This window comes from Rhizorhapis suberifaciens, assembly GCF_014200045.1.
Taxonomy (GTDB): Bacteria; Pseudomonadota; Alphaproteobacteria; order Sphingomonadales; family Sphingomonadaceae; genus Rhizorhapis; species Rhizorhapis suberifaciens.
On sequence record NZ_JACHOV010000003.1, the window covers coordinates 24692 to 36955 of the forward strand.

The window sequence follows — 12264 nt, forward strand, 5'->3', positions numbered from 1 at the left end:
GGACGTGCCCGCTTCCTGAAACCCCCCGCCGCAGGGGCCACCATCCTCCCCAGGAACATGAACTAAGCGCGGCATTCAGGTTGGCGGCAATGGTCACCTACCAAATATATGCCGACATGTTGTGGTGCAGGGTGGAGAAGAATTACGATGGGCATGATCGACAAGGCAGGTTTGCTGGTTGCCGCGGAGTTGGCGGAATTCATCGAACGGCGCGCCCTGCCGGGCACTGGAATCGCAGCGGACGCCTTTTGGCGCGGGTCGGCGGCGATATTTTCCCGCTTTGCGCCGGAAAATGCTGCGCTGCTGATCAAGCGGAATGACATACAGGCCAAAATCGATGCATGGCACCATGAGCGTGCCGGACAGCCAGTCGACATGGCCGGCTATCAAGCCTTCTTGCGCGAAATCGGCTATCTGGTCGAGGAACCGGCTCCGTTCGCCATTAGCTCCCAGAATGTCGATGCCGAACTGGCGACAATGGCCGGGCCGCAACTGGTGGTGCCGATCCTCAACGCCCGTTTCGTCCTGAACGCCGCCAACGCCCGCTGGGGCAGCCTGTATGACGCCCTCTATGGTACTGATGCGATCCCCGGAACGCCCCAGGGCAAAGGCTATGATCCCGAGCGAGGCGGACAGGTAATAGCCTGGGCAAAAACGTTCCTCGATCAATCCGTGCCCCTGCTATCGGGAAGCTGGGCGGATTGGACCGGCGACAAGCCAATTCTGGCCGACCCGACGCAGCTTATCGGCCACGCTGGCGACAATATCCTTTTGCGCCACAATGGCCTGCATATCGAATTGGTGATCGATCGGGCTCATCCAATTGGCAGGTACGATCCCGCGGGGCTTGCCGATGTCGTGCTGGAAGCCGCGCTTTCGACAATCGTCGATCTGGAGGATTCGGTCGCTGCCGTCGACGCTCAGGACAAGGTCGCTGCTTATTCCAACTGGCTGGGCCTGATGAAAGGCGATCTGGAGGAGCGATTTGAGAAGGGCGGCGCAATGATGACCCGCCGTCTTAATCCAGACCGCCTTTATGCGGCGGCGAACGGCACGCCTTTCAGCTTGCCCGGCCGAAGCCTTTTATTTGTGCGCAACGTCGGCCATTTGATGACGACGCCTGCGGTGCTGATGCCGGACGGATCGGAAGCGCCGGAAGGCATACTGGACGGCATCGTCACCAGCCTCATCGCGCTTCACGACGTGAAACGCCAAGGGCGCTTCGTGAACAGCCGTGCCGGGTCCATCTATATCGTCAAGCCGAAGATGCACGGTCCGGAGGAAGCGGCCTTTACCAATCGCCTGTTCGACGCGATCGAGGATCTGCTGGAGCTTGATCGGCATACGCTCAAGGTCGGAGTGATGGATGAGGAGCGACGCACTTCGGCCAACCTTGCTGCCTGCATATATGCGGTGAAGGACCGAATCGTCTTCATCAATACCGGCTTCCTGGACCGGACGGGCGATGAAATGCACAGCTCGATGCGAGCGGGCCCGATGATCCGCAAAGGCGAGATGAAGACGTCCGGCTGGATCGCGGCTTATGAAGATCGCAATGTCCAGATCGGCCTTGCCTGCGGCCTCTCCGGCAAGGCTCAGATCGGTAAGGGCATGTGGGCCGCGCCCGACCGAATGGCCGATATGCTGGACCAGAAGATCGGTCACCCGCGTACCGGTGCGAACACCGCCTGGGTCCCTTCCCCCACGGCGGCCACGCTGCACGCGACGCATTACCATGTCGTCGACGTTTTCGCGCGGCAGGATGAACGCAAGAGAGAGCCCGTCGCAAGCCTGGACGCGCTCCTTGGCATTCCGCTGGCATCGGGGATCAATTGGTCTGAACAAGACATACGCGATGAGCTGGACAACAACGCGCAGGGCATATTGGGCTATGTGGTTCGCTGGGTCGATCAGGGGGTCGGCTGTTCCAAGGTGCCCGACATCCACGACATCGGCCTGATGGAGGATCGGGCGACGCTGCGCATATCATCTCAGCATATGGCCAATTGGCTGCTGCACGGGGTCTGCACGGCCGACGAGGTCGAGGCCGCATTGCGGCGCATGGCGGCGAAGGTCGATGCTCAAAACGCCGGGGATCCTCTCTACCGCCCCATGTCGGGCCATGAAGAGGAAAGCCTCGCCTTTCAGGCCGCGCGAGCGTTGGTCTTCGAAGGGGTTGCGCAGCCAAATGGCTATACCGAACCGTTGCTGCACAAGTTCAGGCAGCGGGTGAAGGCAACCGGCTAACAGTTCAGCGCGGGGCTCCTGCGGTCTCCAATGCTGCGGCGTCGGTTTCGGCAAATGCAGCATAACGCCGCGCGAGCATGCTGCTCACCAGCAATTGCAGCTGATGATATAGCAGGAGCGGCAGCATGATCATGCCTAGGATGGGCGATGATCCGAAGAGGATCTGAGCAATAGGCGCGCCGTTGGCGAGGCTCTTCTGCGATCCGCAGAACACGGCCGCCACCTCATCCGCATGCGACAGGCCAAGAGTCCGGCTGCCCGCGATCACAGCGATCAGGGAAATGCCGAGCAGCGCGGCGACGAGCGCGAATATCTCTAATATCACAAGCGGACTGTAGCGCGTCCACAGCCCCGCCAGCACCGAATCGCAGAACGCCGAATAAATGATGAGCAGGATCACCGTCCGATCCGCCCTGCCCACAAGCTTCCTATGGCGTCCAAGTACCCCTACCAGGAAAGGTCGCGCGATCTGACCCGACGCGAAGGGCAGGAACAGCTTCACCAAAATGCCGATGATCGAGGGCAAGATGGGAATGTCGATCGCTCCTGCCGCTGCGACCAGGCCGATCAGCATGGGCGTCAGGAACATACCCAGCAAGCCTGACAGCGTCGCATCGAAAACCGCTCCGGGCACATTGCCCCTGGCAAACGCCGTCAGCGCGACGGAGGAGGCTATGGTCGAGGACAGGGCGCAAAGGAAGAAAATGCCAAGCCTTATCTCCACACCCAGGACAGCAGGCAGGCCGAAATAGACCAGCAGGCCAAGTGCCGGGAACAATAGAAAAGTGGTCAGCTGAATCAGAAGGTGAAGCCGCCAATTAGCGGCGGCGGACCGAAGCGCGGCAGGCGAAAGCGCGGCTCCATGCAGGAAGAAGATGAAGGCAATGCCAAGGCCAGTTATCAGCCCAAGGTGAAGCGGCCCATCGCCCGCGCCAAGCTCCGGACCCAAGAAAGCCAAAGCTATGGCAACGCACATGCCGATCAAAAACCAGTCGAGCTTCATCTTTTCCTTGCCAAATCCTTCAGCAAACCTTTCCCCCGCGCCAGTGATTAGCCCCGACGCCCCAGGCGGAGACGACATGCCGACGAAACCAATCAGCCAGCTCATCTTCGGGCTCGCTGCTCGCGCGCGTAACATGGGACATATCTGGTTATTGCCAAACATTCACATGGGCTGGTGGCGAGAAGAAGAGTCTGGAAAGGACTGAGGAAGCCGATCCAAATGGCTTCCTCAGCCGGAAGTTTACTCCGCAGCCGGCAGATAAATCTCCCCGCCCTTTTCGTGGAACTTCTCGCTCATTGCCTGCATGCCCTTCTCAGCCTCTTCCGCCGCGAGGAAGGCGTCTGCGCTCTGATTTTGCTTCGCCGCGAAGTCGCGCACCTCCTGCGTGATCTTCATCGAGCAGAATTTCGGGCCGCACATGCTGCAGAAATGCGCGGTTTTCGCACCTTCCGCAGGCAGCGTCTGATCGTGATATTGCTCCGCCGTATCCGGATCGAGCGACAGGTTGAACTGGTCGCGCCAGCGGAATTCGAAGCGGGCTTTGCTGAGCGCGTCGTCGCGGACCTTGGCGGCGGGGTGGCCTTTCGCCAAGTCGGCGGCGTGGGCAGCCAGCTTGTATGTGACGACACCGACTTTCACATCGTCCCGGTCCGGAAGGCCCAGATGCTCCTTGGGGGTGACATAGCAGAGCATCGCCGTGCCATACCAACCGATCATGGCGGCACCGATACCGCTGGTGATGTGGTCATATCCCGGCGCAATATCGGTGGTTAGCGGCCCTAGTGTATAGAAAGGCGCCTCGCCGCAGGCCGCGAGCTGCTTGTCCATATTTTCTTTGATCTTGTGCATCGGCACGTGACCGGGGCCTTCGATCATTACCTGCACATCCTGTTCCCAGGCGCGCCTGGTGAGTTCGCCGAGCGTATAGAGTTCGGAGAATTGCGCCTCATCATTGGCATCGGCGATCGATCCGGGGCGCAGGCCATCGCCCAGCGAATAGGCGATGTCATAGGCCTTCATGATTTCCGTGATCTCGTCGAAATGCTCGTAGAGGAAGCTTTCCTTGTGATGGGCGAGGCACCATTTGGCCATGATCGACCCGCCCCGGCTGACGATACCCGTGACGCGCTTGGCGGTCATCGGGATATAGGGCAGGCGCACGCCCGCGTGGATGGTGAAATAATCGACACCCTGCTCGGCCTGTTCGATCAGGGTGTCGCGGAAGATTTCCCAGGTGAGATCCTCGGCGATGCCGCCGACCTTTTCCAGCGCCTGATAGATCGGCACCGTGCCGATGGGTACGGGCGAGTTGCGCAAAATCCATTCGCGCGTGTCGTGGATATTGCGGCCCGTGGACAGGTCCATCACGGTGTCCGCGCCCCAACGGATCGACCAGACCATCTTTTCCACTTCCTCCGCAACCGAGGAGGCGACGGCGCTATTGCCGATATTGGCGTTGATCTTGACCAGGAAATTGCGGCCGATCGCCATCGGTTCTGATTCCGGGTGATTGATATTGTTAGGGATGATGGCACGGCCCTTTGCCACCTCGTCCCGGACAAATTCGGGCGTCACATAATCCGGGATCGAAGCGCCCCAATCCTGGCCGTCGCGGACATATTCGGCGAGGCGCATGCGGCCGAGATTCTCACGCTCCGCTACATATTCCATTTCCGGCGTGATGATGCCCCGCTTGGCATAGTGCATCTGGCTGACGTTCATGCCGGGCTTCGCACGCAGCGGGCGCCGGACCACATTGGGGAAGGGCTCAACGCCCTTGGCGCGATCGGGGCCGGAAAGGCCATTGTCCTCGGGCTTTATCGCGCGGCCGTCATAATCTTCGACATCACCCCTTGCCAATATCCAATCGCGGCGGAGCGCCGGCAGGCCAGCCATGATGTCGATATGGGCTTGCGGGTCAGTGTAGGGGCCCGAAGTGTCATAGACACGCACCGGAGCCTCTCCGCCCTCCAGCGCGATTTCGCGCATGGCAACTTTGCGCTCGCCCACGTAAATCTTGCGGCTGCCGCGAATGGGGCCAGTAGTGACTTTAAGTTCCGTGCGCGCGGGGACGTCTGCCATCTTGTCTCTCCTCAGTGGCGGGGAGAACCGGTGGCCGTACTCGCCAGTCCCGGACTGGCTCCATGCGCCCACTCCCTCCGCCAGTATCAACTGGATCAGGTTCAGCGGGTCGCGGCCACATCAGCCGCCTCTCAACCGTCTGTGGACGGTCCCCCGGGGATGGGCGCGACTGTAGGCAGATTGAAGCGGCGGGGGAAGTGTGAATCTACTCCAGCGGCCTTCGCTCGGCCATAAACCAGCGCGTGATGACGAGCCCGGCCGCTATGAAACCCAGCCCATCGGCCAGGAAGCTGTAAATAAAATAGCTCCAGGGTGCGTGATTGAAGATGGGCTGGCCAATATGGATGTACAGCGGAATCGCGACGGCAAAGGCAATGACGAGCTTCGCACGGCTGGCGAAGTCACTGAAATAAGGGCCTGCCGCGCGCAGGCCGAAGGCAATGATCAAGGCACAGATCATGGCAAGTATCAAGCCCGCTAGCAGCGCCCCGCTATCGCTCACGGGAAAGCCACTCGTGTTGAAATGCACCATCGCGGTGGGGCCTTTGCCATAAAGCGTCGTGCCCGCCGGGGTGCCGGGCCAGGGAATTGGGTAAGTACCGGTCCCGTTCTGAGTAAGATTGGCGGCAAGCGCCTGCTGAATTACCGCGGATTGCATGTCATCGGCCTTGGACAGGGCAATGCGGCTGAGCGGTGTGCCCCAGAAGACGAAACCCACCAGATACATGGCTAAGCCGCCCGCAAGGCCACCAAGGATCGTCCTGATCATGGCATTCCCTCCTGCTATTAGGAGCGAAGGGTGAGCCGATTATTCGGCGGGGTCAATGGGTTGGGATAAGAGGCGACATTCCCAACCCGTCACCCTCCCTTGGTCAGGCTCCGCACGAAACCGATCAGCCCGGTCTGGCGGCTGCGGCGGAGGCGTTCGGCGGCCAAAATGGTTTTGACCTGCTCAAAGCAGCCATCAAGATCGCGGTTGATGAGGACATAGTCATAACCGTCCCAATGCCCGATTTCGGCGGCTGCGCGTTCCATGCGGGCGGCGATAACCTCATCGCTGTCGGTAGCGCGGGAGCGCAGGCGGCGTTCCAGCTCCTTCATCGACGGCGGCAGAATGAAGACGCGCACGACGTCGCCGCCTGCCTGCTGGTACAATTGCTGCGCGCCCTGCCAATCGATGTCGAAAAGCACGTCCTGGCCGGCGGCCAGGGATTCCTCCACCGGCGCTTGCGGCGTGCCATAACGATGCCCGAAGACATGAGCCCATTCCAGAAACGCGCCGTCGGCGGCCATTTTCTTGAACGCCTGTTCGTTGACGAAGTGATAATCCACCCCGTCGACCTCGCCCGGCCGGATCGGACGGGTCGTGGCGGAAACGGACATGGCGATATGATCGTCCGCTTCAAGCAGCTTTCGCGCAATGGTCGACTTGCCCGCCCCTGAGGGTGAGGAAAGGACGAAAAGGAGACCCCGGCGAACGGGCGGATCACTGATTGCCATGGCCGCTAGTGACGCAAGGCCGGGGTGAAGGTCAAGGGGGAGCGATCAAGCAGGTCGGTCAGCGCCGCTCGGAAGGAACGGCTTTTTACACCGAATGCTTTTCCTCGGCGGCTTTGGCGGCAGCCTCTCCTTCGGCCTCAGCCGACCGTCTTGCATCGGCGCTCCGCTTCATCTTGATCAACTGTCGAGCGACCACTACCCCGCCGATGACAATTGCACCGGGGACGGATCGGCGCAGGACCGTCGTTGCCGCGAGTCCCGCCAACATGCCTATTGCTCCCGCCTTGCCGGTTTCGGATTTTACATGATTGGCGAGTAGGGCGGTGGCGATTTTGTGCAGAACCAATGGTTCCTCCCGTGATTTAGCCCAGCAAATATAAAGCGGAGAGGGTTCCGCGCAATCTATCCGCCCACCATCTTTTCAGGCCGCACCGTCCGGTCGAAAGTGGCGGCGTCAACCAGACCGAGGTCGAGCGCCGCTTGCTTCAGCGTCTGCCCGGTATCATGAGCGTGCTTGGCGATCTTGGCAGCATTATCATAGCCGATTTCCGGAGCAAGGGCGGTTACCAGCATCAGCGAGCGGTCGACAAGCTCTTCGATCCGCGCCCTGTTGGGTTGAAGACCGTCCAACGTCCGTTCCACGAAACTGTCCACGCCGACCGCAAGCAGATGCAGCGATCGGAGCACATTCGCACCGATGAGAGGTTTGAATACATTCAGTTCCAAATGACCCTGCAACCCTCCGACTGTAACTGCAGCGTGGTTTCCGATCACTTGCGCTGCAACCATCGTCAGCATTTCGCACTGAGTCGGATTCACCTTGCCGGGCATGATCGAGCTGCCGGGCTCATTGGCTGGAAGCTCCAATTCCCCCAGGCCCGAGCGCGGCCCCGATCCCAGAAGGCGAATGTCGTTTGCGATCTTCGTCAGCGAAACCGCAAGCGTGTTGAGGACGCCTGACAGCTCCACCAGCGTGTCATGGGCGGCAAGTTCAGCGAACTTGTTGGGCGCGGCAGTAAAGGGTAGACCCGTAATCGCGGCGATTTCCCTCGCCACATTCTCATCGAAACCGTGGGGCGCATTGAGCCCCGTACCCACCGCCGTGCCGCCCTGCGCCAGCGCATGGAGGCGCGGCTGCACATCCCATAGCCTTTCGATATTGGCGCAAATTTGGGCTGCATAGCCGGAAAATTCCTGGCCCAGTGTCAGGGGGGTGGCGTCCTGCAAATGGGTGCGGCCGATTTTGACGGTCCCGGCCCAACGCTCCGCCTGTTCAGAAAGGCGGCTGTGCATATTTGTCAGGGCAGGGAGCAATTGACCGTGAAGCGCGCGCGCGGCTGCAATGTGCATAGCGGTGGGAAAGCTGTCATTGGACGATTGACCGCTGTTGACGTGATCATTGGGATGGACGGGATGCTTGCCACCGCGCTTGCCGGCCAGTTGCTCATTGGCATAGCCGGCAATCACTTCGTTGACATTCATGTTGGATTGCGTGCCCGATCCCGTCTGCCAGATGACCAGGGGAAACTGATCGTCCAGCTCGCCCGAACGGATCGCAATGGCCGCTTCCTCAATGGCTGTGGCGATTTTGCTATCGAGGCCATGGCGGGCATTTACCCTGGCGGCGGCCTGCTTGACGATAGCGAGAGCATGGATGATGCCGATGGGCATGCGTTCGGCAGTGCCGAAGGGGAAATTTTCGATGCTCCGTTGCGTCTGAGCGCCCCAATAGACGGCCGCGGAGACGTCGACGAGCCCAATGGAATCACTTTCGGTGCGGGTTTCGGGCATGACGCTCTCCGGAACTCCTGGTTTTGCTCTCCTTCGAAGGGAGAAGTCCAGGAGCCACAAGCGCTGCGCCAGTATCTCCTCGGCTCCTGCTTCAAAGGAAAACATGGCAGAGAAATTGATATGGGCTTCAATGCGCCGGGAAACCAGCCCCGCGCGGTTCCTATTTCTTTTTGCCGAAATCGATCGTCACGACGTTGGAGCCATCATCGTCCATCGTTGGCCCATCATTTTCAGCCTCTTCGTGCGGTTCGGGTTCTTCACCGCCCCCCTGGACCTGAAACTGAAGCGCGAAGTTCACGGCCGGGTCAACGAAAGCCGTAATGGCGGCGAAGGGTATGATCAGCTTTGCCGCAACCTGGTTGAAGGTCAGGCTGACCTCGAACGCCTGATGGCCGACCTTCAGGTCCCAGAATTTATTCTGGAGCACGATTGTCATTTCGTCGGGAAAACGTTCCGTCAAATGTTTCGGTATCGAAACGCCTGGAGCGCCGGTTTTGAAAGTGATATAGAAATGGTGACTGCCTGGCAGTCCTCCTTGCGACTCGACTTCGCCCAGGACGCGGCCAACTACGGCCCTCAGCGCCTCCTGCACGATCTCGTCATAGTGAATCAGGCTGTCGGGCAGGTCGTCGCTCATGCTAGCCTTCGTAACGCGGACATCGGGGCCGTCAAGCGCCGACGTTATTGCATGCTATGATTCTGCCGTTATAGGGACGCCATGCGCAGCGCGGAAATCCATCGCAAGACGGCGGAAACGTCGATCGACGTCGAACTCAATCTCGATGGGACCGGCGAATATGAGATTTCGACCGGCATTGGCTTTCTTGACCATATGCTGGAACAGCTATCGCGCCATTCGCTGATTGACTTGAAGGTCAAGGCGGTGGGTGACCTGCATATCGACCAGCATCATACGACCGAAGATACTGGCATTGCCATTGGCGAAGCGGTGACGAAGGCGCTCGGGGATCGCAAAGGCATTACGCGCTATGGTTCCGCTTACGCACCAATGGATGAGACGCTGACCCGCTGCGCGCTCGACATCAGCGGCCGGCCATATCTTATTTTCAAAGCGGAATTTTCCACGCCGCGCCTGGGCGAAATGGATACAGAGCTGTTCGAACACTGGTTCCACAGCTTTGCCGGGTCGGCGGGGATCACGTTGCACGTCGAAACCCTCTATGGCGTCAACAATCACCATATCATCGAAAGCTGCTTCAAGGCGCTGGCGCGCGCATTGCGCATCGCGGTCGAGATCGACCCGCGCAAGGCGGACAGCATTCCTTCGACCAAAGGCATGTTAGGCGGGCAATGACCGGCATCGTAGCCCTTGTCGATTATGGCGCGGGCAATCTTCATTCCGTCTATAATGCGCTGAAAAAAGCAGGCGCGGCGCATGTCGAAGTGACAAGCGATCCAGCGCTGGTTCGGGGCGCGGCGCGGGTCGTGCTGCCTGGCGTTGGCGCATTCCGTGCATGCCGCGATGCGTTGCGGTCGGTGGCCGGCATGGTCGAGGCGATGGAAGAGGCTGTATTGGACCGCGCAGTCCCTTTCTTAGGCGTCTGCGTCGGCATGCAGCTTCTGGCCGAGCGAGGCGAGGAGCATGGCAGTCATGACGGGTTGGGCTGGATACCTGGCACGGTGCGGATAATCGAAACGCAGGACCCGGCGATCAAGGTGCCGCATATGGGCTGGAACGATGTGACGCTGACACGCCAGCATCCGTTACTCGTGCGGGGGGAAGCCTATTTTCTCCACAGCTATCATTTCGATGCGGCCGAGGCGGCCCATGTGCTCGCCCGCACGGATCATGGCGGACCGCTGGTTGCGGCGGTCGGTCGCGACAACATCATCGGTGTGCAGTTCCACCCCGAAAAGAGTCAGAGCTACGGGTTGGACTTTCTGGCGCGCTTCCTGAAGTGGCATCCGTGATGGCCTATTTGAATTTCCTCGCCCCTGACGGGAGAGGATATGGAGAGCCTTCGGTTTACCGGCCGGACAAAATTGGAGAGGGTGAGTGCGCCTTTTGGCGGGCGCGAGGCTTCGCCTCACCCCCTCCCCCAACCTCCCCCGCACGGGGCAGGGGGCTTTAAGGGCAAATTATGAGTCTTATCGTTTTTCCGGCCATCGACCTTAAAGGGGGTCAGATCGTACGCCTTGCCGAAGGCGACATGGATCGCGCCACGGTTTATGGCGACAACCCAGCCGCGCAGGCGATGCTGTTTGCGCAGGCGGGAGCGGGTTTCCTGCACGTCGTCGATCTGGATGGGGCGTTTGCGGGAAAGGCGGTCAATGCGCGGGCGGTCGAAAGCATAATCGACGTTTTCCCCGGCCATGTGCAATTGGGCGGCGGCATTCGCGACCGCGCGGCTGTGGAGCGTTGGTTCGATCTGGGCGTTTCGCGCGTTGTAATCGGGACAGCAGCGCTAAAGGACCCCGAATTCGTTCGCGATGCGGCCCGGGATTTCCCCGGGGGGATCGTGGTGGCGGTGGACGCGCGTGACGGTTTCGTCGCCACTGAGGGCTGGGCCGAAAAGTCCGACATGCCGGTTGCTGACATGGCGCGCAGATTTGAAGATGCGGGGGTCGCCGCACTGCTGTTCACCGATGTGGGTCGCGACGGGCTTTTGAAAGGCTGCAATGTCGACGCCACCGTCGATCTTGCCCGCGCCACGGACATTCCGGTGATCGCCAGCGGCGGCGTTGCGGGGATCAGCGATATTCGCATATTGAGCTTGCATGTTCAGGACGGAATTGAGGGCGTCATTACCGGCCGCGCGCTTTATGATGGCCGGCTGGATCTGGGGGCGGCCCTGGCCGTTGCGGCGGCGACATGACGGTACGCACCCGCGTCATTCCCTGCCTGGACGTCGCCAATGGGCGCGTGGTGAAGGGCGTCAACTTCGTTGACCTGGCTGACGCGGGCGATCCCGTGGAGCAGGCCCGGCTTTATGATGCGGCGGGGGCGGACGAGCTTTGCTTTCTTGATATCACCGCGAGCCATGAAGCGCGGGGCACCATATTGGATGTGGTGCGGCGGACCGCCGAGGTTTGTTTCATGCCGCTGACAGTGGGCGGCGGCGTGCGTTCGGTCGAGGATGCGCGCGCCTTGTTGCTGGCTGGAGCGGACAAGGTGGCAGTGAACAGTGCCGCCGTGGCGCGCCCGGAGCTCGTGGCCGAGCTGGCCGATCGCTTCGGCAGCCAATGCGTCGTCGCCAGTGTCGATGCACGCCGGGTCGGTGACGGGCGGTGGGAGATCTTCACCCATGGCGGAAGAAGGGAAACCGGCATTGATGCCCTCGCCCACGCCGTCAAGCTGGCGGAGCTTGGAGCAGGCGAATTGCTGGTCACCTCCATGGACGGGGACGGCACCCGTCGGGGTTATGACCTGGCATTGACCCGGGCCGTTGCCGACTCTGTATCGGTGCCGGTGATAGCCAGCGGCGGGGTTGGCACGCTTCAGCATCTGGTGGAGGGAGTGATCGATGGTCATGCAAGCGCAGTGCTCGCCGCTTCGATCTTCCATTTTGGCCAGCACAGCATAGCCGAGGCCCATGCGGCATTGGCGGCAGCCGGGCTTCCGACGCGCTCTTTACGCTGAGCCCGCAATTCAATCGTTCAGATTGTAGCCACGCCTCATC

General features: G+C 60.6%; 12 protein-coding genes and 1 riboswitch. Of the genes, 5 read left to right on the forward strand and 7 right to left on the reverse strand.

Going from position 1 to position 12264, the window contains the following annotated elements; translation table 11 throughout:
* The first annotated feature begins 153 nt into the window (after positions 1–153).
* Complete coding sequence (locus tag HNQ99_RS04360) at positions 154–2247, forward strand: malate synthase G (protein ID WP_184474433.1); 2094 nt, start codon at positions 154–156, stop codon at positions 2245–2247.
* Between the two features lie 4 nt (positions 2248–2251).
* Here HNQ99_RS04360 and HNQ99_RS04365 read toward each other — a convergent pair whose 3' ends face one another.
* From HNQ99_RS04365 to HNQ99_RS04395, 7 genes are all read right to left on the reverse strand, one after another.
* Positions 2252–3355 (reverse strand): bile acid:sodium symporter family protein, encoded by a 1104-nt coding sequence (locus HNQ99_RS04365; protein ID WP_246414506.1) that lies wholly within the window; start codon positions 3353–3355, stop codon positions 2252–2254.
* A gap of 135 nt (positions 3356–3490) precedes the next feature.
* Positions 3491–5332 carry a phosphomethylpyrimidine synthase ThiC gene (gene thiC / locus HNQ99_RS04370; protein WP_184474434.1) on the reverse strand — a complete coding sequence of 614 codons (1842 nt, stop codon included), beginning with the start codon at positions 5330–5332 and terminating at the stop codon, positions 3491–3493.
* Positions 5333–5386: 54 nt separating this feature from the next.
* A riboswitch (TPP riboswitch) is annotated at positions 5387–5498 on the reverse strand.
* Between the two features lie 39 nt (positions 5499–5537).
* Positions 5538–6101, reverse strand: coding sequence for a hypothetical protein (locus HNQ99_RS04375; RefSeq protein ID WP_184474435.1), 564 nt, complete (start codon positions 6099–6101; stop codon positions 5538–5540).
* A gap of 89 nt (positions 6102–6190) precedes the next feature.
* Positions 6191–6832, reverse strand: a complete 642-nt coding sequence (gene gmk, locus HNQ99_RS04380) for a guanylate kinase (protein ID WP_184474436.1) — start codon at positions 6830–6832, stop codon at positions 6191–6193.
* A gap of 85 nt (positions 6833–6917) precedes the next feature.
* Positions 6918–7178, reverse strand: coding sequence for a hypothetical protein (locus HNQ99_RS04385; protein ID WP_184474437.1), 261 nt, complete (start codon positions 7176–7178; stop codon positions 6918–6920).
* Positions 7179–7234: 56 nt separating this feature from the next.
* Positions 7235–8623, reverse strand: coding sequence for a class II fumarate hydratase (fumC, locus tag HNQ99_RS04390; RefSeq protein WP_184474438.1), 1389 nt, complete (start codon positions 8621–8623; stop codon positions 7235–7237).
* 160 nt (positions 8624–8783) lie between these two features.
* Positions 8784–9260, reverse strand: a complete 477-nt coding sequence (locus tag HNQ99_RS04395) for an SspB family protein (protein WP_184474439.1) — start codon at positions 9258–9260, stop codon at positions 8784–8786.
* 81 nt (positions 9261–9341) lie between these two features.
* Here HNQ99_RS04395 and hisB point away from each other — a divergent pair, with 81 nt between their 5' ends.
* From hisB to hisF, 4 genes are all read left to right on the forward strand, one after another.
* Positions 9342–9938 (forward strand): imidazoleglycerol-phosphate dehydratase HisB, encoded by a 597-nt coding sequence (gene hisB / locus HNQ99_RS04400; protein ID WP_184474440.1) that lies wholly within the window; start codon positions 9342–9344, stop codon positions 9936–9938.
* Positions 9935–10555: an imidazole glycerol phosphate synthase subunit HisH gene (gene hisH / locus HNQ99_RS04405; protein WP_184474441.1), complete on the forward strand. Its 621-nt coding sequence runs from the start codon at positions 9935–9937 to the stop codon at positions 10553–10555. The genes hisB and hisH overlap by 4 nt, the downstream gene beginning before the upstream one ends.
* Positions 10556–10725: 170 nt before the next feature.
* Entirely contained in the window at positions 10726–11460 is a 735-nt protein-coding gene (gene hisA / locus HNQ99_RS04410) for a 1-(5-phosphoribosyl)-5-[(5-phosphoribosylamino)methylideneamino]imidazole-4-carboxamide isomerase (protein WP_184474442.1), read from the forward strand.
* Positions 11457–12224, forward strand: a complete 768-nt coding sequence (hisF, locus tag HNQ99_RS04415; protein ID WP_184474443.1) for an imidazole glycerol phosphate synthase subunit HisF — start codon at positions 11457–11459, stop codon at positions 12222–12224. The genes hisA and hisF overlap by 4 nt, the downstream gene beginning before the upstream one ends.
* Positions 12225–12264 lie beyond the last annotated feature (40 nt).